This window comes from Kitasatospora sp. NPDC056800, from assembly GCF_042789775.1.
In the GTDB taxonomy this organism is placed as follows: Bacteria; Actinomycetota; Actinomycetes; order Streptomycetales; family Streptomycetaceae; genus Kitasatospora.
The window spans coordinates 18,125-44,083 of sequence record NZ_JBHUAL010000018.1; the positions used below are offsets into that span (position 1 = coordinate 18,125).

At 74.3% G+C, this 25,959-nt stretch carries 19 protein-coding genes; 12 read left to right on the forward strand and 7 right to left on the reverse strand.

Translation table 11 applies throughout. The features are described 5' to 3' along the window. The first annotated feature begins 214 nt into the window (after nucleotides 1–214). Nucleotides 215–1,813, forward strand: coding sequence for an apolipoprotein N-acyltransferase (gene lnt, locus ACFRQN_RS06385; protein ID WP_380738664.1), 1,599 nt, complete (start codon nucleotides 215–217; stop codon nucleotides 1,811–1,813). Here the strand turns inward: lnt and ACFRQN_RS06390 are convergent. The 3 genes from ACFRQN_RS06390 to gdhA all read right to left on the reverse strand — a co-directional run bounded on the left by ACFRQN_RS06390 (nucleotide 1,789) and on the right by gdhA (nucleotide 5,213). Beyond that, on the reverse strand, nucleotides 1,789–2,553 hold the full coding sequence (locus tag ACFRQN_RS06390) for a VOC family protein (protein WP_375873484.1): 765 nt from the start codon (nucleotides 2,551–2,553) through the stop codon (nucleotides 1,789–1,791). The genes lnt and ACFRQN_RS06390 overlap by 25 nt on opposite strands. Nucleotides 2,554–2,785: 232 nt before the next feature. Next, nucleotides 2,786–3,661, reverse strand: coding sequence for a GyrI-like domain-containing protein (locus ACFRQN_RS06395; RefSeq protein ID WP_380738666.1), 876 nt, complete (start codon nucleotides 3,659–3,661; stop codon nucleotides 2,786–2,788). Nucleotides 3,662–3,818: 157 nt separating this feature from the next. Beyond that, the gene (gene gdhA, locus ACFRQN_RS06400) at nucleotides 3,819–5,213 is read right to left on the reverse strand and encodes an NADP-specific glutamate dehydrogenase (protein WP_049659022.1); all 1,395 of its coding nucleotides are present in this window, start codon (nucleotides 5,211–5,213) and stop codon (nucleotides 3,819–3,821) included. 331 nt (nucleotides 5,214–5,544) lie between these two features. On the opposite strand from gdhA, the gene ribA reads away from it, so the two are divergent. Further along, the gene (gene ribA, locus ACFRQN_RS06405) at nucleotides 5,545–6,174 is read left to right on the forward strand and encodes a GTP cyclohydrolase II (protein WP_049659023.1); all 630 of its coding nucleotides are present in this window, start codon (nucleotides 5,545–5,547) and stop codon (nucleotides 6,172–6,174) included. 144 nt (nucleotides 6,175–6,318) lie between these two features. Here the strand turns inward: ribA and ACFRQN_RS06410 are convergent, their stop codons facing one another. The 3 genes from ACFRQN_RS06410 to ACFRQN_RS06420 all read right to left on the reverse strand — a co-directional run bounded on the left by ACFRQN_RS06410 (nucleotide 6,319) and on the right by ACFRQN_RS06420 (nucleotide 13,279). Beyond that, nucleotides 6,319–9,459, reverse strand: a complete 3,141-nt coding sequence (locus tag ACFRQN_RS06410) for a hypothetical protein (protein ID WP_380738670.1) — start codon at nucleotides 9,457–9,459, stop codon at nucleotides 6,319–6,321. A 756-nt stretch (nucleotides 9,460–10,215) separates the two neighbouring features. Further along, nucleotides 10,216–12,333 (reverse strand): bifunctional diguanylate cyclase/phosphodiesterase, encoded by a 2,118-nt coding sequence (locus ACFRQN_RS06415; RefSeq protein ID WP_079272470.1) that lies wholly within the window; start codon nucleotides 12,331–12,333, stop codon nucleotides 10,216–10,218. Nucleotides 12,334–12,472: 139 nt separating this feature from the next. Then, on the reverse strand, nucleotides 12,473–13,279 hold the full coding sequence (locus ACFRQN_RS06420) for an SAM-dependent methyltransferase (RefSeq protein ID WP_049659216.1): 807 nt from the start codon (nucleotides 13,277–13,279) through the stop codon (nucleotides 12,473–12,475). Nucleotides 13,280–13,527: 248 nt separating this feature from the next. Between ACFRQN_RS06420 and ACFRQN_RS06425 the strand changes: the two genes are divergently transcribed. From ACFRQN_RS06425 to ACFRQN_RS06455, 7 genes are all read left to right on the forward strand, one after another. Next, entirely contained in the window at nucleotides 13,528–14,028 is a 501-nt protein-coding gene (locus tag ACFRQN_RS06425; RefSeq protein WP_380738672.1) for an SRPBCC family protein, read from the forward strand. Between the two features lie 50 nt (nucleotides 14,029–14,078). Further along, nucleotides 14,079–15,329 carry an aminotransferase class I/II-fold pyridoxal phosphate-dependent enzyme gene (locus tag ACFRQN_RS06430; protein ID WP_380738675.1) on the forward strand — a complete coding sequence of 417 codons (1,251 nt, stop codon included), beginning with the start codon at nucleotides 14,079–14,081 and terminating at the stop codon, nucleotides 15,327–15,329. A 264-nt stretch (nucleotides 15,330–15,593) separates the two neighbouring features. Then, nucleotides 15,594–16,883, forward strand: coding sequence for an ergothioneine biosynthesis glutamate--cysteine ligase EgtA (gene egtA / locus ACFRQN_RS06435; RefSeq protein WP_380738710.1), 1,290 nt, complete (start codon nucleotides 15,594–15,596; stop codon nucleotides 16,881–16,883). Next, a complete protein-coding gene (gene egtB, locus ACFRQN_RS06440) occupies nucleotides 16,880–18,286 on the forward strand; it encodes an ergothioneine biosynthesis protein EgtB (protein WP_380738677.1) in 1,407 nt (468 codons plus the stop codon). The genes egtA and egtB overlap by 4 nt, the downstream gene beginning before the upstream one ends. Next, nucleotides 18,286–19,035 carry an ergothioneine biosynthesis protein EgtC gene (egtC, locus tag ACFRQN_RS06445; RefSeq protein WP_074004339.1) on the forward strand — a complete coding sequence of 250 codons (750 nt, stop codon included), beginning with the start codon at nucleotides 18,286–18,288 and terminating at the stop codon, nucleotides 19,033–19,035. Before egtB ends, egtC begins: the two co-directional genes overlap by 1 nt. Before the next feature lie 44 nt (nucleotides 19,036–19,079). Further along, nucleotides 19,080–20,051, forward strand: a complete 972-nt coding sequence (gene egtD / locus ACFRQN_RS06450) for an L-histidine N(alpha)-methyltransferase (protein WP_074004338.1) — start codon at nucleotides 19,080–19,082, stop codon at nucleotides 20,049–20,051. Nucleotides 20,052–20,192: 141 nt separating this feature from the next. Next, entirely contained in the window at nucleotides 20,193–21,620 is a 1,428-nt protein-coding gene (locus tag ACFRQN_RS06455; protein ID WP_380738712.1) for a sugar porter family MFS transporter, read from the forward strand. A gap of 107 nt (nucleotides 21,621–21,727) precedes the next feature. On the opposite strand, the gene ACFRQN_RS06460 is transcribed toward ACFRQN_RS06455, so the two are convergent. Continuing rightward, a complete protein-coding gene (locus ACFRQN_RS06460) occupies nucleotides 21,728–22,390 on the reverse strand; it encodes a TetR/AcrR family transcriptional regulator (RefSeq protein WP_380738679.1) in 663 nt (220 codons plus the stop codon). Between the two features lie 173 nt (nucleotides 22,391–22,563). Here ACFRQN_RS06460 and ACFRQN_RS06465 point away from each other — a divergent pair, with 173 nt between their 5' ends. The 3 genes from ACFRQN_RS06465 (at nucleotide 22,564) to fabG (ending at nucleotide 25,901) form a co-directional block, all read left to right on the forward strand. Further along, entirely contained in the window at nucleotides 22,564–23,727 is a 1,164-nt protein-coding gene (locus tag ACFRQN_RS06465) for an acyl-CoA dehydrogenase family protein (protein WP_380738681.1), read from the forward strand. Nucleotides 23,728–23,798: 71 nt separating this feature from the next. Beyond that, entirely contained in the window at nucleotides 23,799–24,998 is a 1,200-nt protein-coding gene (locus ACFRQN_RS06470) for an acetyl-CoA C-acyltransferase (RefSeq protein WP_049655525.1), read from the forward strand. 144 nt (nucleotides 24,999–25,142) lie between these two features. Further along, nucleotides 25,143–25,901 (forward strand): 3-oxoacyl-ACP reductase FabG, encoded by a 759-nt coding sequence (gene fabG / locus ACFRQN_RS06475; protein ID WP_049655523.1) that lies wholly within the window; start codon nucleotides 25,143–25,145, stop codon nucleotides 25,899–25,901. Nucleotides 25,902–25,959 lie beyond the last annotated feature (58 nt).

Below are 25,959 nucleotides of genomic sequence, written 5' to 3' on the forward strand. Positions count from 1 at the left end.
GCGGGCCCCCTCGGGGCCGCACTTCCTTGGGGCAGCCCTCCTCGGGGCAGCCCTCCTCGGGGCCGCACTTCCTTGGGGCCACCCCTCCGATCGCCCGTTCTGGCAAGGCCACTGGTACGGCCGGGACCACTGGTTCCGAACATGGGGCTCTTGTCACCCGTTCGGCTGAATGGCGTACTGGTGGTGTACGCCCGTCAAGCGGACAATACGGGTCATGTCGCGTCGCTCCGCTCCCGCCAGCCCGACCCTGCGCACGACCGCCGTCGAGGAACGGGAGCCGCACGCGCCGCACCGGTACCGCGCGCGGACCGGTGCGCTGGCGGCCGGCGCGGTTCCGGTGCTCGCCTTCCCCGCGCCCGGGCAGGCCTGGCTGGCCTGGGTCGCGCTCGTCCCCGGACTGCTGCTGATGCAGCGGGCGCCGTCGGGCCGGGAGGCGGCGGTGCGCGGCTGGTGGTTCGGCGCGGGGTTCATCCTGACCGCGATGTACTGGCTGGTCCCGTCCGTCGGGCCGGGGCTGCCGGTGATCGCGGTGCTGTTCGGGGCGCTCCAGAGCGCCGTCGGGTACACCGCGCACCGGCTGCTGCACCCCCGGCTGACCGCCCGTCGGGCCCTGCTCGCACTGCTGGTCGTACCGGCCGTCTGGGTGACGACCGAGTACGCGCGGTCCTGGCCCGCGCTCGGCGGGCCGTGGGCGCTGCTCGGCGCCACCCAGTGGCAGCACCCGGCGGTCCTCGGGCTGGCCTCGGCCGGCGGGATCTGGCTGGTCAGCGCGGCGGTGGCGGCGGTGAACACCGGGACGCTGATCGCGCTGACCGCGGTGCACCGGCGGCCGCGGGCCGTCGCGGCCGGGACCGTCGTGCTGGTCCTGGCCTCCGGTCCGCTGCTGTTCGCGCTGCGCGAGGCACCCGCCGCGGACGGGGCCGTGACCGTGGCACTGGTCCAGCCCGGCATCGTGGAGGACCCCCAGGCCCGCTTCGAGGCGAGCGCGCGGATCACGGCCGGACTGGTCGGACAGTCGGTGGACCTGGTCGTGTGGGGCGAGAGCAGTACCACCGCCGACCTGGACCGCGACCCGGCCGCGCTGGACACCCTGCGCCGGCTCGCCGCGACCACCGGCGCCGAGGTCGTCGCCGGGGAGGACGCGCGCAAGGCGGACGGGCGGATCTCCAAGGACGCGGTGCTGGTCTCCCCCGCCGGCGTGGTGGACCGCTACCGCAAGATCCGGCTGGTGCCGTTCGGCGAGTACATCCCGCTGCGGCCGGTGCTCGGCTGGATCGCCGGGGTCAGCCGGGCCGCGGGCGAGAACCGGGCGCCCGGCACGTCCTTCCACGTCCTGCCCGCCACCGACCGGGCGGGCGCGCCGCTGCCGGTCGGGGCGCTGATCTGCTTCGAGTCGGCCTTCCCCGACATGGCCCGCACCGCCGCCCGGGACGGCGCCCGGGTGCTGGTCTACCAGTCCTCGACCTCGACCTTCCAGCGCACCTGGGCGCCCGAGCAGCACGTCTCGCTGGCCGCGATCCGGGCCGCCGAGACCGGCCGACCGGCCGTCCAGGCCTCGCTGACCGGGGTCTCGGCCGCCTTCGACGCCCAGGGCCGGGAGCTCGCCCGGCTCGGCACCGACGGCACCGGCGTGCTGACCGTCCGACTGCCGCTCACCGCGCCCGGGACGCTGACCTGGTACGACCGGATCGGCGACGTGGTACCGCTGGGGGCGCTGCTGGTCACGGCGGGGGCGGCGGGCGCGGGCGTGGCCGGGTGGCGTCGCTCGCGCGCCCTGCGGCGTGCCGGTCAGCCCTCGGTGCCGGCGGTGTAGACGCCGAACGCGGCGCCCTGGGGGTCGCGCAGCACGGCGATCCGCCGGCCGCCCGGCATGCCGGTGGCGGGCGTCAGCACGTCCCCGCCGAGCGCCACCGCCCGGCCGACGGTGCCGTCCACGTCGGCGGCCGCGAAGTACGGCAGCCAGTGTGGCGGCGCCTCGGGCGGGAAGCGGTCGTCCATCGTCAGCATGCCGCCGAAGTCCCGTCCGTCCAGGCCCCACTGGGGGTAGTGCTCGGACGGGGCGACGGACCAGCCGAAGACCTCCGGGTAGAAGGCGAGCGCGCCGGACGGGTCGCGGGTGAGCAGTTCCACCCAGCCGAGCGCACCGGGCTCGTTGAACACCCCGGCGCCCCGGAAGGCGCGGGCCTGCCAGAGGATGAACACCGCGCCGGACGGGTCGGCGGCCACCGAGAACCGGCCGAAGTCGAAGACGTCGCCGGGGTCCTTCCGGACCAGGCCGCCGCACTCCTTGATCCTCGCGGCGGTGGCGTCGGCGTCGGCGACCGCGATGCAGACCGTCCAGGCGATCGGCTGCTGCGGGGCGTAGCGCGGGGTGATGGCGGCGGCCGGGACGCCCCGGACCAGCATCTGGGTGTAGTCGCCCTCCCCGGGGCGGGCCGTGTCGTCCGCCTGCCAGCCGAAGAGCTCGGTGTAGAAGGCCCGGGCGGCGGCCGGATCGGAGGTGCCCAACTCGGTCCAGCAGGGGGCGTTGGTGGTCACGGAGGTCTGCTTCATGGCGTCTGTCCTCGCAGCTTGCTCGGGAACTCCCGGGTTTTCGGCGCCTCGGCCCCCGCACCTCCAGGCCCAGCATGCGGGGCGGGGCGGAGCTTGGCGGGCGGGGTGGGCCGAACGGGCGGCGAGACGGGCGGACGAACACATGACAGATGACAGCTGACAGATTTCGAAATCTGTCAGCTGTCATCTGTTCGCTGTTATCCGTTAGCTGTCGGCTGTCAGCCTTCGCCCGTCAGCCGCGCACGGCCCTCGCCACCGGGATCCACAGCTCCGCCTCGGCGTCGGCCGTGCCCGGAACCGGGCTGACCCGCAGGATCTCCGGACCCGGCCGGGCCTCGTACGGGTTGGACGGGAACCACTGGCCGGCCACGTCCGCCCACATCTCCTGCAGGGCCTGCGGGAACGGCCCGGAGTTGGTGAACACCGCCCAGGTGCCGGCCGGGACGTCGAGCACATCCAGGTCCGCCGGGACGGCGGCCCCGTCGCGCGCCACCACCGCGTGCCAGTAGTCGAGTTCGGACCCTTCCTCGCGGTTCGGCGAGAAGTCGTCGCTCACCGACAGGATCCCGGCCGGGTCGTCCCCGGACAGCGCCGCGATCCGTTCGACCGTCTCCTTGCCGAGGCCCTTGATGAACTCGGCGATCCCCGGGTTGATCCCCAGGTAGATCAGGGTGACCCGGGCCTTCCTGCCGACGATCCGGAAGTCCGGCTTCTCGACGATCCGGTATTCCATACTGCTGCTTCCCTCCACGATGAGTCGGAAGGACATCCGGGGCTGGGAGACGAGCACCGCGCCGTCGCGCCGGGCCTCGCCCGGCCCGACTCCGTGCATGGCCCGGAACGCCCGGGCGAACGCCTCCCCCGAGGAGTACCCGTACCGGACCGCGATGTCGAGCAACGTCCGCTCGCCGTCCAGGACTTCGGCCCCGGCGACGGTCAGCCGCCGACGCCGGACGTACTCCGACAGCGGCATCCCGGCGAGCATCGAGAACAGCCGCCGGAAGTGGTACTCCGACGTCATCGCGATCCGCGCCAGCTCGGCCACGTCGACCTCGCGGTCCAGGTCGTGTTCGATCCGGTCCATCGCCCGGTTCAGGTGCTCCAGCACGCCAACCCCGTCCTTCCCTTACTGACCTTCACCGTAGGAAGGACCCACCCTGCCGCACCCGACAATCGGTGCCCGCTCCGGTCGGGTGCCGGGCTCCGATCGCCGGGTGCCTGGTGCCTGGTGCCTGACCGATCGCCGGGCGACGGCCGTCAGCGGCTCAGATCAGGCCCTGGGCCAGCATCGCGTCCGCGACCAGCTCGAAGCCGGCGATGTTCGCGCCGACCACGTAGTTGCCCGGGTGGCCGTAGCGCTCGGCGGTGGTGAAGCAGGAGTCGTGGACGTGCTTCATGATCCCGGCCAGCCGCTCCTCGGTGTGCTCGAAGGTCCAGGAGTCGCGCGAGGCGTTCTGCTGCATCTCCAGGGCGCTGGTCGCGACGCCGCCCGCGTTCGCCGCCTTGCCCGGACCGAAGGCCACCCCGGCCTCCTGGAACACCCGCACCGCCTCCGGGGTGGTGGGCATGTTCGCGCCCTCGGCGACGGCCAGCACCCCGTTGCGCACCAGCGCCAGCGCGTCGGCCTCGACCAGCTCGTTCTGGGTGGCGCAGGGCAGCGCGACGTCACAGGGCACGCCCCACACGCCCGGGCCCTCGACGAACCGGACGTGGCCGCCGCGCAGTCGGGCGTAGTCGGAGACCCGGCCGCGCCGGACCTCCTTGACCTCCTTGAGCAGGTCGAGGTCGATGCCCTTCTCGTCCACCACGTAGCCGGAGGAGTCGGAGCAGGTGAGCACGGTCGCGCCGAGCTGCTGCGCCTTCTCGATGGCGTAGACGGCGACGTTGCCGGACCCGGAGACGACCACCCGGCGCCCGTCCAGGCTCTCGCCGCGGCTGTGCAGCATCTCGGAGGTGAACATGACGCAGCCGTAGCCGGTGGCCTCGGTACGGACCTGCGCGCCGCCCCAGCCGAGGCCCTTCCCGGTGAGCACGCCGCTCTCGTACCGGTTGGTGATCCGCTTGTACTGGCCGAAGAGGTAGCCGATCTCCCGGCCGCCGACGCCGATGTCCCCGGCCGGCACGTCCGTGTACTCGCCGAGGTGGCGGTACAGCTCGGTCATGAAGGACTGACAGAACCGCATGATCTCGGCGTCCGAACGGCCCTTGGGGTCGAAGTCGGAGCCGCCCTTGCCGCCGCCGATGGGCAGGCCGGTGAGCGCGTTCTTGAAGATCTGCTCGAAACCGAGGAACTTGACGATCCCGAGGTTCACCGAGGGGTGGAAGCGCAGCCCGCCCTTGTACGGGCCGAGGGCGCTGCTGAACTCCACCCGGAAGCCGCGGTTGACGTGGATGTCACCGGAGTCGTCCGTCCACGGCACCCGGAACATGAGCTGCCGCTCGGGCTCGCAGATCCGCTCGATGATCCGGGCGTCGAGGAGTTCGGGGCGGTGGGCGAGCACCGGCGCCAGGGTCTCCAGCACCTCGTGGACGGCCTGGTGGAACTCGTCCTCGCCCCGGTTGCGGCGGACCACGTCCGCGTAGAGCGCCTCTATCGCGCGCTGCTCGGCTTCGAAGGAGCCGGGGGCGGAGGTGTGGGGGGTGGCAGGGGTCGTCGACATCTTCAGGACCCTTCCGTGGTCGTCGATGGGCGTGCGCAGTGTCCCGACGGGCCTGAGGGACGTGCCCAGGAAACGGCGCCAGTCTCGCAGTGTCCACACCGCGGGTCCCGCACCATCCACATGCTGGAAGCCCTGGTGGGAACAGCCAGGGCTGATGGGGTGTTGTGCGCCCCGGTGGTCGAGCCGGGCCCCGGCGGCCGCTAGTTGTTCAAATTGGAACTACCTAGTACGGTCGACCTCCGACGCACCACGACCCGTCCGGGTCCGACCGCGCCCGCCCCGGTCCGCGCCGAACCGGCCCGGCCCACCCCCGATCCACGGAGGCCCACCCATGCCGCAGCCCGGCGCCGCCACGGTGCGCTCGCGTGTGCGCATCCCGCTGACCTTCCCCGACGGCTACCGCGCCGACGCGGAGGTCTCCACCTTCCACGGCCTCACCGACGGCGCCGAGCACCTGGCGCTCGCGCTCGGCACGGTCCCCGAAGGCGGCACGCCCCTGGTGCGACTGCACTCCGAGTGCCTGACCGGCGACGTCTTCGGCTCGGACCGCTGCGACTGCGGGCCGCAGCTGCGCGAGTCGGTGGAGCGGATCAGCGAGGCCGGCGGGTACCTGCTCTACCTGCGGCAGGAGGGCCGCGGCATCGGGCTCTACAACAAGCTGGACGCCTACGCCCTCCAGGACTCCGGCCTGGACACGTACGACGCCAACACCGCGCTCGGCCTGCCCGAGGACGGCCGCGACTACACCGCGGCCGCCCAGATGCTCGCCGCGCTCGACGCCACGGGCATCGACCTGCTGAGCAACAACCCGGACAAGGCGGCGCAGCTGGCCGACCTGGGGATCGTCGTGCGGCACCGGGTGCCGACGGGAGTGCACCTGTCGGCCAGCAACGTCCGCTACCTGCGGGCGAAGGTGGAGCGGACGGGGCACTCGATCGAGCTGTCCCGGCTGGTCGGCTGAGCTGCCGCACGGGCGCTTGGTGACAGATGACAGCTGACAGATTTCAAAATCTGTCAGCTGTCATCTGTTATCTGTTCGCTGTTATCTGTTTGCTGTTATCTGTTCGCTGTGATCTGTCAGCTGTCAGCTGTCAGCCGTTCGCTGTCACCCGCGCCCCGCGCGCCCCCGGACCGTCCGCAGCACCCCGTACGCCGCCAGCGGCAGCGCCACCAGCAGCGCGGCCCAGAAGGCCCCGTGCCCCCACAGCCCGGCGATCGCCCGGAACAGCCCCTCGAACACCGGGATCCGCAGCGCCTCGACCGGGCCCAGCGGCCCCGGCCAGGCGCCCAGGAACAGCGTGGCCGGGACCCAGAGCACGAACAGCCCCTTGGCGGTGGCCGGCGTCCCGAGGGTGCTGACCAGCGACACCATCGCCAGCAGCAGGACGAACCCGGCCTGGTAGTCCGCGCCACCCTGCCCCGTCCCCCACGAGTCGGGCGTCGGGTGCGCCCCGGTGGCCGCCAGCCGGACCTCGACCGCCGCCCACAGCAGCAGCACCAGCACCGCCGTCGTCCCGAGCGCGAACCGCACCCGGTCGCGCGCACCGGCGCCGCCCGTCCGCCACCGCCCGGACGGCGCGCTCCCCGCCCGCTCGGCGGTGCCGGCCCCGGACGACCCCGCGCCCCGCACGCCCCGCACGCCCCGCTCCCGCCAGGCCTCCCGGGCCTGCCGTCGGGCGTCCTGAGCCGGCTTCAGCAGCCGGTTGGCGGCCCGCTCGATCAGGACGAGCGAGACGACGGTCGCCACCACCGCCGCGATGCCGGCCCAACTCCCCATCCCGCCCTCGAACACCACGACCCGGTCGGCCACCGACGGCGGCGTCTCCAGCACCGTCATCGGCGGTCCGAGCCGCAGGTAGCCGATGGCGAGGGCTCCGGCGCCGGTGAGCAGCGCCGTGCCGATGCCCACCCGGGCGGGGAAGAAGGCGATCACGGCGGCCGCGACCAGCCCCGCGCCGAGCTGTCCGGCCACCTGCCGGGCCGCGTGTTCGCCGGCGTTCCGCAGGGGGCCGCCGAAGGCGCCGGCGGGCGAGAGGTCGAGCTTCTCCCCCGCCTCGACCGGGTAGCGGAGCACCGCCCCCGCCCACAGCAGCAGCCCGAAGGCGAGGAGCAGCAGCAGGACCGCCCCGGCCCGGCGCGGCAGCGCGGTGCGGGCGTGCGGCCACCAGGCCGCCAGCTGCTCCCGCCGCTCCTCCCAGCCCGTCGGCGGCTGGCGGCGCCGGTTGAGCCAGAGCCGGGCCACCCGTCCCTCCTGTCGCACCCCGGCCTCCGGTTCGGGCCGCTCGGGCCGTCCCCGGCCGCGCCGCCGCAGTGCCTCCGCCGCGACCAGGGCCGCCCGGCCGGCCGGCTGCGCCGGGTCGGCGCTCACCGCCCGTCGGCGCAGCGCGGACCAGTGGCGCCGCACCACGTCCCGGGGAGTGGCCGCCGCCGGGTCTGGCGCCGGTCTGCGGGCCACGGTCCGTACGGCGGTGCGGGCGCCCGCGCCCATGGCCAGCGCGCCGTCCACCACCGTGGCGGCCACCGCGGCGGCGAGCTCCGACACCCGCCCGGGCAGCGGCAGTCGGTGCAGTGCGGCGGGCAGCGGCGAGAGCCGGCCGAGCAGCCGCGCGCGTTCCTCGGGCCGGATGCTCAGCCAGACCGCCTGCCGGTGCGCCTCCTCGCGTTCCTCCGGGCTGAGCCCGTCGCCGCCGCGCCGGCCGCCGCCGACGGTGCGGGCCAGCCGGTCCACCTCGGCCAGCACCTCCGGCAGTGCGGCCAGCGCTAGCAGCCGCGAGCAGTGCTCGCCGGCGCACTCGGGGTGGAAGCAGTCGTAGCGGGCGACCACGGCCGGCACCCCGCCCCGGACGAGTTCGTCGATCAGCTCGGCGCCGTCCGGTGCGGTGACGACGCGTTCCAGCCCGGTGGTGTCGATCGGACGGTCGCGGTAGTGGGGGACGGCGCCCGGGACGAAGGCGGCCCCCAGGGCGAGCACCGCCACCGCGGCCACGGACTCGCGCCGGGAGCCGGGCGCCTTGGCCACGTCGGAGAGGTAGTGCAGGTCGAAGACGGTGTCCTCGACCTCGTCCCGCAGCCAGTCGCGCACCCGTTCCGCTCCCCCGGTGGCCAGCCAGCGGGCCGCCGCGCCGGAGTTCTTGAGCAGCGCCTCGGTGAGCCGGACCGGGTCGGTGAACGGGTTGCCGAGGAAGGTGACCGGCCGGTGGGCCCTGGCCTGCGCCTGCGGTCGGCGGCGGATCACCTCGGGGGTACCGCCGGCCAGCCAGCTGCGGACCTGCGGGGCGGTCCAACGGTCCTCCGGCATCTTCGTGAACAGCCCCTGGAGGAGCAGCAGTTGGCGCGGGTCGCGGACGGCGCTGAGGTCGACCTCCTCGCCCATGACCAGTTCCAGCTCCAGCTCCTGGTCGTCCGGGCGCTCGCCGTCCGCGCCGACGAAGCGGGGGCGGCCGACGAACAGTTCGTACAGCACGTTGCCGAGCCCCCACCAGGGCCCGGCCTGGTGGTTCTTGCCGGCCAGCTGCTCGGGGGCCATGTAGGCGACGGTGACCATCATCGCGGAGGTGAACCGGCGGCTGTCGGTGAGCCGGTCGACGCCGCCGAAGTCGGCGATCACGAACTCCCCGGACCCGCTGCCGGGGCGCACCAGGATGTTGGCGGGCTTGAAGTCCAGCGGGTTGCGCTGGATCCGCTGCTGCCAGAAGTCGAGCAGGGCGACCAGCTCGTAGACGATCTGCTCGGTGGTCCGCCGGTCGCCGTGCCCGCCCGACCGCCACAGCCCGGCGACGTGGGCGGCGAGGGTGACCGGCAGGTACTCCATGGCCACCCAGTCGACCTGGGCGCCGTGGTGGCGGACCCGGCCGAAGTCGATCAGCTGCGGGACGTGCCGGCGGAAGCCGTCGTGGCCCAGGTGGGAGAGCAGGTCGTGGTCCATCGGCTGGCCCGCGACGGCCACCTTGACGGCCGCGTCACCGCCGCCGTCGGTGCGCCGGACGTACCAGACGGTGCCCTCGGAGCCGGCTCCGGCCCGGCCCAGCGGGATGAAGCGGCTCCGCAGGGCGTCCGGGAAGACGCCCTCGAACGGACCGCCGGTGTCCGGGGCCCCGCCGAACCCGTCCTCGGGGCCGGCCGGGCTCCCGCCCGCACTCCCGCCGCCGCCTCCCCCGGCCGGGGCGGGGCCGCCGGGCCCGATGCCGTCCTGCCAGGAGGACGAGCCGGCCCCCGAGCCCGACCGGGGCCGGACGACCTCGGTCACCGCCTCCGAATCGGCACCAGGCGCACGTCCCGAGTGCCCCGAGTCCCCCGAACTGCCCGAGCCCCCCGGCCGGTTCGGCCGGAGCTCGGTCGGGGCGTGCGGGTCGAACCTCGGCCCGGTGTCCGGCCTGCGGCGGATGGCCGCCTCCGGGTCGTACCGCGGCTCGTTGCCGGACACCCGACGCGTCGCGGCCTCCGGATCGAAGCGCGGCGGGTCGGCGGGCACCCGACGGGTCGCGGCCTGCGGGTCCACCCGGGCCCGCGGGTTCGCGCCGAGCCGGGACGACCGGTCCGGGGCGTCCTCGGAGGCACGCCAGCGCCCCCGCGACCACCGCTCCACCCTGCTCCCCGGCGGATTCCCCGGCTCGGCTCCGGCGGCCGACCGGGGCCTCGGCCCGCGCCGACCGCCCTCGGCCGGGTCCGCGTCCTCCGTCGTGCCCATGCGACGCTCCCCTCCCCCGCAGCCCGGACCGGCGCGGGGCCGTGACCATGGGCGCACCGGTTCCGGGGTGGATTGTGACGCGTCATCATCCCTCATGGCGGGCGCGGGTGTCGGCCGCTTTCGCGGATCAGGACCGACCCATCGCAGGACCGGTACGCAAGCGCGATCCCCGACGGGGAACCGGCCGCTGTCGACGCCTCGGCCGGCACTGCCCGTACGGCGGTCGGGCCGGCGCCGCCGCCGGAGCGGAGCAGGACCGGGCGGGAACGGACCGGCCCCCGAGCGGAACTCGAGCCGGCGTCCAGCCGGCCCGCCTCAGCGCTCCTCGACCGGGCGCCCCAGCGGTTCCTCCACGATCCGCCGGGCGATCTCCTCGGGCCGCACCGGGCGCCCGAAGTGCCAGCCCTGCGCCCAGTCGCAGCCCATGGTCCGCAGCCGTTCGGCGTCCCGGTGGGTCTCCACGCCCTCGGCGGTGACGTTCAGCCCGAGCGCGTGCGCCATCGACACCAGTCCGCTGACGATCCGCCACCCGGTGGACTCGTCCTTCCCCGGTTCGTGCAGGTCGCCGACGAAGGAGCCGGCGATCTTCAGCCCGGAGACCGGCAGGTCGCGCAGGTAGGCGAGGTTGGACCAGCCGGTGCCGAAGTCGTCCACGGCCAGCGACACCCCGAGGTCGACCAGCCCGTGCAGGGTGCGCAGCGCCTCGTCCTCGGGCCCGACCACCGTCGACTCGGTGATCTCCAGCTGCAACCGGGCCGGGTCCAGGCCGGTGCTGTCGAGGATCCGGGCGAGGTCGGTGACCAGGGCGGCACTGCGGGCCTGCCGGACCGCCAGGTTGACGTTGAGCTGCGGGGCGGCGTCGCCGTACCGCTTGATCCAGTCCGCGGCCTGGCCGCAGGCCTGCTCCAGCACCCAGCGGCCGAGCGGCATGATCAGCCCGGTCTCCTCGGCGGTGGTGACGAACTCGTCCGGGCCGAGCACGCCGAGCTGCGGGTGGCGCCAGCGCACCAGCGCCTCCACGGCGGCCAGCCGGCCGTCCGCGAGGCGGTAGAGCGGCTGGTAGTCGATGAAGAACTCGCCGCGGTCGAGGGCCGCGGGCATCCGCACCGACACCGCGTAGCGGCTGACCGCGCGGGCGTTCTCCTTGGGGTCGAAGAGCGTCCAGCGGCCGCGGCCGGCCTCCTTGGCGCGGTACAGGGTGAGGTCGGCGGCCCGGACGGCGGCGCCCGGGGTGGTGGTGGACACCCGCCGCTCCAGCACGCCGACGCTGGCGCCGACGGCGAGCTTGTGGTCGCCGATCAGCACCGGCCCGGCCAGCGCCTTGAGCACGGTCTTCGCGGCGGCCACCGCCTCCTGCTCACCCCGGCACTTCTCCAGCAGGACGACGAACTCGTCGCCGCCGAGCCGGGCCACCAGGTGGCCGAGCGGGGTGAGGGCGGCCTTCAGCCGGGCGGCGACGGCGGCCAGCAGCTGGTCGCCCATGTCGTGGCCGAGGCTGTCGTTGACCACCTTGAAACCGTCGAGGTCGACGTAGCAGAGGCCGAAGCGGGCGCCCGGCTCGGGCTCCTCGAACAGCTTCTCCAGCCGCTCGAAGAAGGCCGCGCGGTTGGGCAGGCCGGTGAGCGGGTCGTGGGTGGCCTGGTGGCGCAGCCGCTCCTGGAGCCGGTAGCGGTCGGTGACGTCCTCCAGCATCGCGACCTGGTACTGCGGGATGCCGTCGTCGTCGCGGATCAGCGAGACGGTCAGGTGGGTCCAGATCACCTCGCCGTCCTGGCGGTAGTACGGCTTGTCGAACTGGAAGTAGTCCCGCTTGCCGCTGATCAGCTCCTCGTACGCCTCCCACACGCCGGGGGTGTCCTCGGGGTGCACCAGGTCGCCGACCCGGCGGCCGATCATGTCCTCCGGGCCCGCGCCGAACAGCTCCTGGAGGGCCTTGTTGACCGCCATGATGTTGCCGTCGGTGTCACCGATGCCGATGCCGATGGCGGCGCTCTCGAACAGCGCCCGGAACCGGGCCTCGGAGGCGCGCAGCGCCCGCTCGGCCTCCTTGCGAGCGCTGTCGGCGGCGGTGCGGATCGCCTCCTGCTCGGTCAGCGTGCGCTCGCGCAGGGCGGCCGCCCAGCCGGCCGCGAAGGCGCCGGTCAGGGCCGGGCCGCGGTCGTCCTGGACGGGCTGCGCCTGGAGCAGCTCGACCGCCCGGGCCAGCAGCACCGGGTCGGTGAAGTGCGCGTCGACCAGGTCGGCGCCGGCCTGCGCGGCCAGCCGCGGCTCGAACGGCTCGTCCTCCTGGGCGCGGTGCAGCAGCGCGGCGGTGCGCGCGACCAGCCGGCCGAGCAGGCCGGGGTGGACGGCGGTGCCGTGGTCGGCGGAGAGCAGCCGGGCCCACTCCTCGTGGAACCGCTCCGCGTTGCCGCGCACCGGGGTGGTACTCATCTGCTGAACCTGGTTCCTCTGGTGTACGCGCCGGTTCCGGCGGGCCCGGCAGGCCTTGCGGGCCGAGCGGGCCGGGCAGGCCTCGCGACGGCCGCCGCGCGGGGCGTGCGGCCGTCGGTGCCTCGTCCGTCGCGTCCGCTCAAGGGCGGATCCCCACGCCCGCCACCCCGGCGATCCGCTCGGGGTGCTCACCGACCGTACCCGGCTGGTCCGGACGCCACAGCGGCAGGTGCACCACGCCCGGCTCGACCAGCTCGAAGCCGGAGAACATCGCGGTGATCTGCTCGTGGGTGCGCATGGTCAGCGGGGTCGGCGTCCGCTGGTAGAGCTTCTGGTGGTCCTCGGCCTGGTCGGGGCGGCTCTCCAGGGCGGCGTGCGAGAGCACCAGCGCGCTGCCGGGCGGGAGGGCGTCGCGGACCGTTCCGATCAGCCGCCACGGGTCGTCCTCGTCGCCGACGAAGTGCGCGACGGCGACCAGCAGCACGGCCACGGGCTCGCCGGCTGCCAGCAGCTCGGTGACCTCGGGGCGGGCCAGCAGGTCGTCGACGTCGCGCAGGTCGGCCTGGGCGACGGCGCAGTCGTGGTCGTCCTCCAGCAGCAGGCGGCTGTGCGCGACGGCGACCGGGTCGCGGTCCACGTAGACGACCTTGGCCTCGGGGCGGATCGCCCGGGCGATCTCGTGCACGGCGCCGAAGGTCGGGATGCCGGAGCCGATGTCCAGGAAGCGGGTGACGCCCTGCTCGGCGAGGAAGGTCACGGCGCGGCGCAGGAAGGCGCGGTTGGAGCGCATGATCTGCGGCAGCTCCGGCCACATGGCGATGGCCTTGCGGGCCATCTCCCGGTCGACCTCGAAGTTGTGCGAGCCCCCCAGGTAGTAGTCGTAGACCCGCGCGGCGTTCGGTTTGTCCAGGTCCGTGCCCTCCGGTACCCAGCTCGGTCGCCGCATGCCTGTGACTCCTTCACTCCGGTTTCTGGGGTCGCAGCGCCCAGGGGATGCTGCCGTGACTGATGAGACTACAAGCACAGAAGATCCTCCCCCGCACCCCGAACGGGTGCAAGCGGAGCGCTTCCTTCCTCCCGGACGGGCGCTTCCGGAAGATTCACCTCCGGTTACCGGCCGTGCCACTGACCAACTCGGCAACGGTCCAACGGCGTTCACCCCTCGGAGCGACCGGCCCGGACTAGGGTGGGGCCGTGGACCCCAACCACTACCGATTCCGGGGCGTCTGGCGGCTCGCGGCTCCGGCGACCGCCGTGTACGCGGCCCTCGAGGACGTGCGGAGCTATCCGCTGTGGTGGCCGGAGATCCGCGAGGTCCGACCGACCGGCGAGGACTCCGGGGACGTGGTGGTGCGCGCCCTGCTGCCGTACCGGTTGGTGATCGGCCTGGCGGCGAGGCGGCGCGACCCGGCCACCGGGGTGCTGGAGGTGGCCATGCGGGGCGACCTGGCCGGGTGGTCGCGGTTCACGGTGACGCCGGACCTGGCGGGCGGGGCGGGCGGACCGCGCGGGGCCCGCGGGCCGGGCGATCCGGGCAGCCGGGTGCTGTTCGAGGAGGAGACCCGGCCCGGCAAGCCCCTGCTGCGCCGGCTCGCCCTGCCGCTGCACCCGCTGTTCCGAGCCAACCACGCGGTGATGATGCGCCGGGGGCGGCGGGGGCTCGCGGCGTACCTGGCGGGGGCGGCGGCGGGGTGACGGGCGTCGAGCGGGGTGCCGGGCGTCGGAGGACGGATGACGGCGAACAGATGACAGACGACAACTTTCAGCGAACAGATGACAGCTTTCGAAATCTGTCATCTGTTCGCGACACCCCCGGCCCCGCGCCCACCGACGTCCCCGCCCCCGACTTCGGCTTCGACACCCCCTTCGACCGCACCGGCACCGGCAGCAGCAAGTGGGCCCGCGCGGACGCCCCCGGGACGATCGCGATGGGCCTCGCCGACATGGACCTGCCCGGCCCGCCCGCCGTCGCCGAGGCACTGGAGCGGCGCGCCCGGCACCGCGCGTACGGCTACACGGTCTGCGACCCGGCCGGCCGCGCGCTGGTGGCCGACTGGTACCGCACCCGGCACGGCGCCGCGGTCGACCCGGACTGGGTCCTGCTGCTGCCCTGCGGCCCGCGCACCGCGCTGCGCCTCCTCCTGGAGACCGTACGGCCGCAGGCCCCCGTCCTCTTCCCCACCCCGGAGTGGGGCGGCTTCGCCCAGCTCTGCCGCGCGGCCGGCCTCCCGTACCGCGAGCTGCCGCTGCACCCGGCGCACCCGCCGCAAGTACCGCACCCGGGCCCGAGCGGCTACCGGCTCCCGTCGGGCCCGCTCCCCCGCCCCGTCGGCGCCGTACTGCTGAGCAACCCGCACAACCCCTCCGGCACGGTGTGGCCGGCCGACGCCGTGCGCGCGCTCGCCGCCCGGGCGGCCGAGAGCGGTGCGCTGCTGGTCTCGGACGAGGTGCACGGCGACCTCACCCACCCCGGCCGCGCCCACCCCGTCGCCGTCACCACCGCCGACCCGGCGCACCGGCCCCTCCTCGTCACCCTCAACTCCGTCGGCAAGACCTTCAACTGCTCCGGCATCCCCAGCAGTTTCGCCCTCGTCCCCGACCCCGGGCTGCGCGCCCGGTTCACCGAGGCGCTGGCCGGCTACGGCCTCTGGGAGGGCGGCCTGCTGGAGCAGACCGTGCAGCAGGCGGCGCTGCGCGAGGGCGGGCCCTGGCTGGAGGCGCTGCTCGCCCACCTGGCCGCCGCCCGCACCCGGCTGACCGACCGGCTCGGGCCCGCCGTCCGCGCCACCCCGCGGGCCTCCTACCTGCTCTGGCTGGACGCCGCCGCGCTCGGCCTGCCGCCCGCCGACGCCCGCCGGGCGCTGCTGGAGCGCTGCGGTCTGGAGGCCTCCGACGGCGCCGACTTCGGGCCCGGCGGCCGGGGTTCACTGCGCCTGAACTACGCCCTGCCGGGGCCGGTGCTGGCGAGCGCCCTGGAGCGGCTGGAGCGCCTGTGACCCCGGCACGTGCCCCGGCCGGGCGCGGGCCGCTCCCTGCCCGCCGGTCGGCCTGACAGCCCCGAACTCACCCGTTCGCCACAGCTCTGACCTGCGAAAAAGAACGTTCACACGATTTTTGCGGGGCATCCCCGCATGCTCCGTAGCAGACTGGGCAAGGTAGACCGGGCCGCAATCGTGATCCCGAGGATGGTGAGTCCGGTGATACCGGTATCCCGCACCACTCCGCCCGACCGGCAGAGCACGCCGACACCCCCGCCGGGGGTGACCCCGTTGACCGAATCGGGGGCGCGCAGCCACGTGTCGGGCGTCTGCTTCAAGATCGGACCGCCCCGTCTGGTGGGGGTGGAGGTCGAATGGTTCGTCCATGACGATCGATGTCCGTCCCGCCCCGTACGGCCGGAACTGCTCCACGCCGCACTGGAGTCGCTGCCACTCGGCGGACCGGACGGCGTCTCCCTCCCCTCCGGTTCGCGCCTCACGCTCGAACCCGGCGGACAGGTCGAGCTCAGCTCCCCGCCCGCCACCGGCCTCCTGGCCTGCGTCGAGGACACCCGACGCGATCTGACCGCCCTGCGGGCCGCCTTCGCGGCACAGGGCCTGCGACTCACCGGCACCGGGACGGACCCGTACGCCCGCCCCCGACGGATGGTGCTGGACCACCCCCGCTACCTCGCGATGGAGCACTTCTTCGACTCCGCCGGGCCCTGGGGCCGCATCATGATGACCGGCACCGCGTCGGTGCAGGTCTGCCTGGACGCCGGCGAGGCGGACGGGCCGCACGCGGTGGAGCGCCGCTGGCGACTGGCCCACCGGCTGGGCCCGGTGCTGGTCGCCGCCTTCGCCAACTCACCGACACTGGACGGTAGTTCTACCGGCCATCGGTCCACCCGGCAGGCCGTCTGGTCCCGGATGGACCCGACCCGCACGCTCGCCCCGGAGCCGGACCACGGCGACCCGCGCGAGGCCTGGGCACAGTACGTGCTGGATGCCCGAGTCCTGTGCGTGCGAAGGCCCGAGGGCCTGCCCTGGACGGCGCCGACCGGGCTGACCTTCCGCGACTGGATCCGCGGCGCGGGCGAACGCCCGCCCACGCTCGACGACTTGGACTACCACCGCACCACCCTCTTCCCACCGGTGCGCCCGCGCGGCCACCTGGAGCTGCGGATGATCGACGCCCAGCCCGGGGACGGCTGGGTGGTGGTCGCGGCGCTGGTCACCGCGCTGCTGGACGACCCGGTGGCCGCCGATGCCGCGCTGGCCGCGCTGGAGCCGCTGGAACGCACCGACGGCCCGCGCCCGCCGCGCAGCGAGGTCTGGCGCCGGGCCGCCACCCTGGCCATGGCCGACCCGGAGCTGCGCCGAGCCACCCTCACCTGCTTCGCCGCCGCCGACGCCGCACTGGGCCGCCTGCCCGGCGCCGGTCAACTGCGCACCGTCGTCGCCGAGTTCGCCGAGCGCTACCCCGCGCGCGGCCGCTGCCCGGCCGACGACCAGCTGGACGCCCTGCGCTCCGGCACCCGATCCACTCCCCCGGAGGAGGCCGCACCATGACCGACGTCCGACCCCACGGGGGCACCGAGGCGGCCGGCGCGGACCGCAGCACCGGCCCGACCGCCGCCACCGCCACCCCTGACGCCGCCACCACCGGCACCGAGGCGCTGCGCGAGAGCATCGCCACCGAGCTGCTGGCCGCCCGCGCCCGCACCGCCGCGCTGACCGACTGCGTCGGGGACGGCGACCTCACCGCCCAGCACTCCCCGCTGATGTCCCCACTGGTCTGGGACCTCGCGCACATCGGCAACCAGGAGGAGCTCTGGCTGCTGCGCAACATCGGCGGCCGCGACCCGATGCACCCCGAGATCGATCCGCTCTACGACGCCTTCCAGCACCCCCGCGCCGAGCGCCCCAGCCTGCCGCTGCTGCCGCCCGCCGAGGCCCGCGCCTACGCCCACGAGGTGCGCGGCCGGGTGCTGGACCTGCTGGCGGCGAGCCCACTGGAGGGCGCGCCGCTGCTGGACGCCGGGTTCGCGTTCGGGATGATCGCCCAGCACGAGCAGCAGCACGACGAGACGATGCTGATCACCCACCAGCTCCGCCAGGGCGAGCCGGCCCTGGCCGCCCCACCGCCACCTCCCGCGCCCGCCGACGCGGCCACCCTGCCCGCCGAAGTCCTGATCCCCGCTGGCCCGTTCACCATGGGGACGGACACCGAGCCGTGGGCGCTGGACAACGAGCGCCCGGCGCACACCGTCGACCTGCCGGCCTTCCTGCTGGACACCACCCCGGTCACCAACGCCGCCTACCAGCGGTTCATCGCGGACGGCGGCTACGACGACCCGCGCTGGTGGACTCCGGAGGGCTGGGAGCACCGCCGCCGCGCCGACCTGACCGCCCCGCTGTTCTGGCGCCACCAGGACGGCCAGTGGCTCCGCCGGCGCTTCGGCACGGTGGCGCCGGTCGAGCCGGACGAGCCCGTCCTGCACGTCAGTTGGTACGAGGCGGACGCGTACGCCCGGTGGACCGGCCGGCGGCTGCCGACCGAGGCCGAGTGGGAGAAGGCGGCCCGGCACGACCCGGCCACCGGCCGCTCCCGCCGCTACCCCTGGGGCGACGGCCCGCCCGGCCCCGAGCACGCCAACCTCGGCCAGCGCCACCTGCGCCCGGCCGGGGCGGGCGGCTACCCGAAGGGCCGGTCCCCGTACGGGGTGGGCCAGTTGATCGGCGACGTGTGGGAGTGGACGGCCAGCGACTTCCGCCCTTACCCGGGCTTCCGGGCCTGGCCGTACCGGGAGTACTCGGAGGTGTTCTTCGGCCCCGAGTACAAGGTGCTGCGCGGCGGCTGCTTCGCGGTGGCGCCGGTCGCCTGCCGGGGCACCTTCCGCAACTGGGACTACCCGGTCCGGCGGCAGATCTTCGCCGGGTTCCGCACCGCCCGCGACCTGGAGGCGGACTGATGTGCCGTCACATCGCCTACCTGGGCGAGCCGGTGGCGCCCCGGGAGCTGCTGGTGCACCCGCCGTACGGGCTGTACCGGCAGTCCTGGGCGCCCCGGGTCCAGCAGTACGGCACGGTCAACGCGGACGGCTTCGGCCTCGGCTGGTACGCGGACGGCGACGAGGTGCCCGCCCGCTACCGCCGGACCGGGCCGATCTGGGCGGACGAGGCCTTCGCCGACCTCGCCCGGGTGGTCCGCACCCGGGCGCTGCTGGCCGCCGTCCGGTCCGCCACCGAGGGCTGCGCGCCGGGCGAGGGCGCGGCCGCGCCGTTCGCCGCCGAGCGCTGGCTGTTCAGCCACAACGGCGCGGTGGCCGGCTGGCCCGGCAAGCTGGACGCCCTGGCCGCCCTGCTGCCCCCGGCCGAACTGCTGGACCTGGAGGCGCGCACCGACTCGGCGCTGCTGTGGGCGCTCACCCTGCACCGGCTGCGGGACGGCGCCGGGCCGGGCGAGGCCCTGGCGGGCACCGTCGCGGACGTCACCGCGCACACCACCGGGCGGCTCAACCTGCTGCTCACCGATGGCGCCTCGATCGCCGCGACCACCTGGGGCGACACCCTGTACCACCGCACCCTGCCGGGCCTCGGCACGGTGGTGGCCTCCGAACCGTACGACGACGCGCCGGGCTGGACGTCCGTCCCCGACGGTTCGCTGCTGCTGGCGGACTCGCGCGGCGTCACCGTACGCCGCCTTCCCGGCCGCGACTGATCCCCACTCTTCCTTCACCTTCTGAACAGAGGAACCACCCTGTCATGGACACCTTCGAACTCACCCGACTGCTGCCCGCCGACCACTTCAGCACCGCGCTGCGCCACGACGTGCAGCACGGACTGACCGCGCGGCCCAAGTGGCTGCCGCCGAAGTGGTTCTACGACGCGCGGGGCAGCGAGCTGTTCGAGGAGATCACCCGGCTGCCCGAGTACTACCCGACCCGGGCGGAGCGGGCCATCCTGACCGCCCGGGCCGGCGAGATCGCCGCCGCCACCGGGGCCCGCACCCTGGTGGAGCTGGGCTCCGGCTCCTCCGAGAAGACCCGGCTGCTGCTGGACGCCCTGCGCGCGCTCGGCACCCTGGAGACGTACGTCCCGGTGGACGTCAGCGAGAGCGCGCTGACCGCGGCCGGCGCCGCCATCTCCGCCGAGTACCCCGGGCTCGCGGTGCACGGCGTGCTCGCCGACTTCACCGCCGGGCTCGGCCTGCCCCCGGAGGGCGGCCCGCGCCTGGTCGCCTTCCTCGGCGGCACCCTCGGCAACCTGCTGCCCCTGGAGCGCGCGGCCTTCCTGCACGGCCTGCGCACCGCCCTCGACCCGGGCGACTTCCTGCTGCTCGGCACCGACCTGGTCAAGGACCCGGCGGTGCTGGTCGCCGCCTACGACGACTCCGCCGGGGTGACCGCCGAGTTCAACCGGAACGTGCTGAACGTGCTCAACCGCGAGCTGGGCGCCGACTTCGACCCGGACGCCTTCGAGCACGTCGCGCTCTGGGACGCCGAGCAGGAGTGGATCGAGATGCGGCTGCGCTCGCTGCGCGCGCAGTCCGTGAAGATCCCGGCCCTGGACCTGCCGGTGCACTTCGCCCGGGGCGAGGAGCTGCGCACCGAGGTGTCGGCGAAGTTCCGCCGGGAGCGGGTGGCCGGGGAACTGGCGGCGGCCGGGCTGCGGCTGAGCCACTGGTGGACCGACCCGGAGGGCCGGTTCGGGCTCTCGCTCGCCTCGCCGGCCTGACCGCCACTCCCGGACGGCCCAATTTGCTTGTTCACCTTACGAATTCTCAGAGCGAAACTTGAGGTTCCCGGTGTACAAGACTTAAACGAATAGGGGTTACGATCTCGGCTACCGAGCTCAGCGTTGAGTACCAGGAGTCAGATCGTGAGCGTCACCCAGAAGCCCTCCGGGGCGGTCGAGGCCCCCGCGCCCGGCCGCCTCGGCTTCGTCGTCTTCATCACCGCGGCAGCGGCCCTCGGCGGCTTCCTGTTCGGCTACGACAGCTCCGTGATCAACGGCGCCGTCTCCGGCATCCAGGAGAAGTTCGGCGTCGGCAGCGGCGTGACCGGTCTGATCGTCTCCTCGGCCCTGCTGGGCTCGGCGGTCGGCGCCGCGGTCGCCGGACGGTTCGCCGACCGGTACGGCCGCATCAAGGTCATGAAGGCGGGCGCCCTGCTGTTCGCGATCAGCGCGGTCGGCTCGATGCTGCCGTTCTCCGCCTGGGACCTCGCCCTCTGGCGCGTCCTCGGCGGCGCGGCCATCGGCATCGCCTCGGTGATCGCCCCGACCTACATCGCCGAGGTCGCGCCGACCAAGTACCGGGGCCGGCTGGCCTCCTTCCAGCAGGCCGCGATCGTGCTCGGCATCGCGATATCCCAGCTGGTCAACTGGGTGCTGGCGCAGGCGGCCGGCGGCGACACCCGCGGCCAGCTGCTCGGCCTGGAGGCCTGGCAGTGGATGCTCGGCATCTGCGTCGTCCCGGCCGCGGTCTACTTCGTGCTCGCCTCGGTGATCCCCGAGTCCCCGCGCTACCTGATCCAGGCCGAGCGCCTGGACGACGCCCGCAAGGTGCTCGCCGAGGTCGAGGGCGAGGGCGTGGACACCGACGCCCGGATCGCCGAGGTCAAGGCGCTGATCGCCTCCGACCACCGCCCGCGCTTCCGCGACCTGCTCGGCGGCCGCTTCGGCCTGCTCCCGATCGTCTGGGTCGGCATCGGCCTGTCGGTCTTCCAGCAGCTGGTCGGCATCAACGTGATCTTCTACTACTCGTCGATCCTGTGGCAGTCGGTCGGCATCGACCAGGGCAACTCGCTGCTGATCAGCTTCGTCGGCTCGGTGATCAACATCCTCGGCACCGTGATCGCGATCGTGCTGGTCGACCGGGTCGGCCGCAAGCCGCTCGCCCTGATCGGCTCGGCCGGCATGGCGGTCGCGCTCGGCACCGCCGGCTGGGCCTTCTCCTCGGCCACCGGCAGCGGGGACAACCTCACCCTGCCCGACCTCCAGGGCACCGTCGCGCTGGTCGCCGCCAACGCCTTCGTGCTGTTCTTCGCGATGTCCTGGGGCGTCGTCGTCTGGGTGATGCTCGGCGAGATGTTCCCGAACCGGATCCGCGCCGCCGCGCTCTCCGTCGCCGCCTCCGCGCAGTGGATCGCGAACTGGGTGATCACCGTCTCGTTCCCGTCCATGTCGCGCTGGAACCTGTCGGCGACCTACCTGATCTACGCCGCCTTCGCGGCGCTCTCCATCCTCTTCGTGGCGAAGTTCATGAAGGAGACCAAGGGCGTCCGGCTGGAGGACATGGGCTGATCCGCCCGTCGGCCCGCCGACCTCTCGGCCCCCGTACCCCCGGCGCGATCAGCGCGGGGTGCGGGGGCCGAATCGTTTCCGCTCGACCGGGCCCCTCCAGCCTCGTCTCAGGGCCGCTCGGCGAGCCGGGCGTAGCGCAGGGCGAGCCCGTCGAGCAGCGCCTCCAGCCCGGTCTCGAAGGCTCCCTCGTCCACCGTCCCGCGGTGCCCGGCCAGCCGGTGCGCCTCGCCGAGGTGCGGGTAGTCGGCCGCGTCGTAGACCTCGGCGTCGGCGGGGAAGCCGGCCGCGAAGGAGGCGAGCGCCGAGCCGGTGACGAAGTAGCGCATCAACGCGCCGATCCTGGTCGCCTGACCGCGCGGCCACCCGGACTCGACCAGGTGGCCGAAGACGGCGTCGGCCAGCCGCAGGGCGTTCGGCCGGCGCCCGGGGCCCTGGGCGAGCACCGGGACGATGTTGGGGTGGGCGGCGAGCGCGGCACGGTAGGAGCGGGCCCAGTCGCGCAGCGCCTCCGGCCAGGAACCCCCACCGGCCCCGGCAGCCCCGGCGGTGCCGAACATCGACAGGTCGACCTCGCCGATGACGCTGTCCACCACCGCGTCCAGCAGCTCGTCCTTGGTGGCGAAGTGGTTGTAGAGCGAGGGCCCGCTGACCGACAGCTCGCTGGCGAGCCGGCGGGTGGAGAGGGCGTCCAGCCCCTCGTCGTCGATCAGCCGCAGGGCGGCGGCGACGATGCGCTCGCGGCTGAGCAGCGGGGTGCGTGGACGGGCCATCGCGGCGGGTGCCTCCGGTTCCTCCGGTCGGGTGTGCTGGGGACCGATTCTGGCAGGTGCCCCTTCCCAGCGCGGGCGGGGCGGGGCTACAGTCCCCCCATAAAACTTGCAGCGCTAGTTTAATGGGTCCGGCCCTGGGGTCGGGGCCCTGGACACCGGATTCGGGAGCCGCCGTGAACCTGGAGTTGTCCGAGGAGCAGAGCGCCGTCCAGGACCTCGCCGCCTCCTTCACCGACCGCGAGGTCGTGCCGCACGCCGCCGAGTGGGACCGCGCCGAGTCCGTCGACCGCGCGATCATCGGCAAGCTGGCGAAGGTCGGCTTCCTCGGGCTGACCATCCCGGAGGAGTACGGCGGCAGCGGCGGCGACCACCTGGCGTACTGCCTCGTCCTGGAGGAACTCGGGCGCGGCGACTCGGCCGTGCGCGGGATCGTCTCGGTCTCGCTCGGCCTGGTCGGCAAGTCGGTCAACGCCTTCGGCACCGAGGAGCAGAAGCGGCACTGGCTGCCCCGGCTCACCTCGGGCGAGGCGCTCGCCTGCTTCGCGCTCACCGAGCCGGGCACCGGATCGGACGCCGCCAACCTCACCACCCGCGCCGTCCGGGACGGCGGGGACTGGCTGATCAGCGGCGCCAAGACCTTCATCACCAACGGCACCTGGGCCGACGTCGCCCTGGTCTTCGCCCGCACCGGCGGCGACGCGCCCGAACAGCGGGGCCACCGGGGCATCACCGCCTTCCTGGTCCCCACCGGCCTGCCCGGCTTCACCCGCACCGAGATCCACGGCAAACTCGGCCTGCGCGGCCAGGCCACCGCCGGCCTCTCCTTCGAGGACGTCCGGGTGCCGGACAGCGCCCGGCTCGGCGAGGTCGGCAAGGGGTTCACGGTGGCGATGGCCGCGCTGGCCAAGGGCCGGATGTCGGTGGCGGCCGGCTGCGTCGGCATCGCCCGGGCCTGCCTGGAGACCGCCGTCCGCTACGCGGGCGAGCGCGAACAGTTCGGCAAGCCGATCGCCTCGCACCAGCTCGTCCAGGAACTGCTGGCCGGCATCGCCGTCGACGTCGAGGCGGCCCGGCTGCTCACCTGGAAGGTCGCCGACCACATCGACCGCGGCCTGCCGTTCGCCACCGAGTCCTCCGTCGCCAAGCTGTACGCCAGCGAGGCCGCCGTCCGGGCCGCCAACAACGCGCTCCAGGTCTTCGGCGGCTACGGGTTCATCGACGAGTACCCCGTCGGCAAGTACCTGCGCGACGCGCGGGTGATGACGCTCTACGAGGGCACCAGCCAGATCCACCAGCTGCTCATCGGACGCGCCCTGACCGGCGTCAACGCCTTCTGACGCCGACCCGCCGCCTGCCCCGCTCCCGTCCCGACCCCCGCCACCCGCTTCCCGACAAGGAGCCCGACGACGTGCGTCCCGTCTACTTCGCCGCCGCCCGCCGCACACCCATCGGCCGACTGCGCGGCGCGCTCGCCACGGTCCGCCCGGACGACCTCTCGGCCACCGTGCTGCGCGCCCTGCTCGCCGACGTCCCCGCACTCGACCCGGCCCGGATCGACGACGTCTACTGGGGCGCCGCCAACCAGGCCGGCGAGGACAACCGCAACGCCGCCCGGATGGCCGTGCTGCTGGCCGGCCTGCCGGAGACCGTCCCCGGAGCCACCGTCAACCGGCTCTGCGCCTCCGGCCTGGAGGCCGTCACCCTCGCCGCCCGGGCCATCGGCTCCGGCGAGGCCGACGTGGTGCTGGCCGGCGGCTGCGAGTCGATGACCCGCGCCCCCTTCGTCCTCCCCCGCCCCGACGAGGCGCTGCCGCACCGGATGGAGACCTTCGACACCCGGCTCGGCTGGCGGCTCACCAACCCGCGGATGGCCGAACTGCACGGCGTGCTCAGCATGGGCGAGACCGCCGAGGAGGTGGCCACCCGGTACGGCATCGGCCGGGAGCGCCAGGACGCCTTCGCGCTGCGCAGCCACCAGCGGGCCGGCGCCGCCCGCGAGGACGGGCACTTCGACGCGGAACTCGTCCCGGTCGAGCGCCCGGACGGGGTGACGGTGGGCCGCGACGAGGGCATCCGCGAGGACACCAGCCTGGCGAAGCTCGCCGGCCTCAAGCCGGTGTTCCGGCCCGGGGGCACGGTCACCGCCGGGAACGCCTCGCCGATGAACGACGGCGCGGCCGGGCTGCTCCTGGTCGGCGAGGAGGCGCTGCACGACCTCGGGCTGCGGCCGCTCGGCCGGTACGTGGCCGGCGCCTCGGCCGGGGTGCACCCGGACGTCATGGGCATCGGCCCGGTCCCGGCCACGGCGAAGGTGCTCGCGCGGGCCGGCTGGTCGCTCGCCGACCTGGACACCGCCGAGCTGAACGAGGCCTTCGCGGCCCAGGCGCTCGCCTCCGCCGACGGCATCGGGTTCAGCCCCGAGCGGGCCGAGGAGGTGGTCAACCCCAGCGGCGGCGCGATCGCGCTCGGCCACCCCCTGGGCGGCTCCGGCGCCCGCATCCTCACCACCCTGCTGCACCGGATGCGCCGTACCGGTGCCCGGCGCGGTCTGGCCACCATGTGCGTGGGCGTGGGGCAGGGTACGGCCGTGCTCGTCGAGAACGTCTGACGACCGGCGCTCCCCGTCCGTCGATCCACACCTCTGTCGATCCACAACTCTGTTGGTCCACACCTCTGTTGGTCCACACCTCCGTCGGTCCGAGCCTCCAGGGCCCGGACCGACCTTCAACCTCCAGACTTCCGAGGAGTTCACATGACGCGGTTCGCGGGGAAGGTCGCCGTGGTGACCGGCGCGGCCCAGGGCATCGGGGCGGCCACCGCCCGTCTGCTGGCGGAGGAGGGCGCGGCGGTCGCCGTGGTCGACCTCACCGCCGAGCGGGCGGCCGGGACGGTCGCCGAGATCACCGCCAAGGGCGGCACCGCCCGGGCGTACGGCTGCGACGTGGCCGACTACGACGCCGTGGAGGCGGTGTTCGCGCAGGTCGCGGCGGACCTCGGCGGGGTGCACATCCTGGTCAACAACGCCGGGATCACCCGGGACAACCTGTTCTTCAAGATGCCGAAGGCCGACTGGGACGCGGTGCTGACGGTCAACCTGACCAGCGCGTACAACTGCAGCCACGTCGCGCAGAAGTACATGGTGGCGCAGAAGTACGGGAAGATCGTCTCGCTCAGCTCGCGCTCCGCCCTCGGCAACCGCGGCCAGGCCAACTACGCGGCCGCCAAGGCCGGCATCCAGGGCCTCACCGCGACCCTGGCGATCGAGCTCGGGCCGTTCAACGTCAATGTCAACGCCGTCGCGCCCGGGTACATCGCCACCGCGATGACCGCGGCCACCGCCGAGCGGGTCGGCAGCAGCGCCGAGGAGCACCAGACCGAGGTCGCCGCCCGGACGCCGCTGCGCCGGGTCGGGCAGCCGGAGGAGGTCGCCTCGGTCGTCGCCTTCCTGGCCAGCGAGGAGGCCTCCTACGTCAGCGGGCAGACGCTGTACGTCAACGGCGGAGCACGCTAGGCAGTCGTCTGACGTGTCGTCATATCGCCGTCCCGGGTGGGGGGTTACTTTCCCCTGG

Bases quoted from the DNA above. Each gene is read 5' to 3' on its own strand.
- lnt (WP_380738664.1), top strand. From the start codon at position 215: ATGTCGCGTCGCTCCGCTCCCGCCAGCCCGACCCTGCGCACGACCGCC.
- ACFRQN_RS06390 (WP_375873484.1), bottom strand. From the start codon at position 2,553: ATGAAGCAGACCTCCGTGACCACCAACGCCCCCTGCTGGACCGAGTTG.
- gdhA (WP_049659022.1), bottom strand. From the start codon at position 5,213: ATGTCGACGACCCCTGCCACCCCCCACACCTCCGCCCCCGGCTCCTTC.
- ribA (WP_049659023.1), top strand. From the start codon at position 5,545: ATGCCGCAGCCCGGCGCCGCCACGGTGCGCTCGCGTGTGCGCATCCCG.
- ACFRQN_RS06415 (WP_079272470.1), bottom strand. From the start codon at position 12,333: ATGAGTACCACCCCGGTGCGCGGCAACGCGGAGCGGTTCCACGAGGAG.
- ACFRQN_RS06420 (WP_049659216.1), bottom strand. From the start codon at position 13,279: ATGCGGCGACCGAGCTGGGTACCGGAGGGCACGGACCTGGACAAACCG.
- ACFRQN_RS06430 (WP_380738675.1), top strand. From the start codon at position 14,079: ATGACAGACGACAACTTTCAGCGAACAGATGACAGCTTTCGAAATCTG.
- egtB (WP_380738677.1), top strand. From the start codon at position 16,880: ATGACCGACGTCCGACCCCACGGGGGCACCGAGGCGGCCGGCGCGGAC.
- egtC (WP_074004339.1), top strand. From the start codon at position 18,286: ATGTGCCGTCACATCGCCTACCTGGGCGAGCCGGTGGCGCCCCGGGAG.
- egtD (WP_074004338.1), top strand. From the start codon at position 19,080: ATGGACACCTTCGAACTCACCCGACTGCTGCCCGCCGACCACTTCAGC.
- ACFRQN_RS06460 (WP_380738679.1), bottom strand. From the start codon at position 22,390: ATGGCCCGTCCACGCACCCCGCTGCTCAGCCGCGAGCGCATCGTCGCC.
- fabG (WP_049655523.1), top strand. From the start codon at position 25,143: ATGACGCGGTTCGCGGGGAAGGTCGCCGTGGTGACCGGCGCGGCCCAG.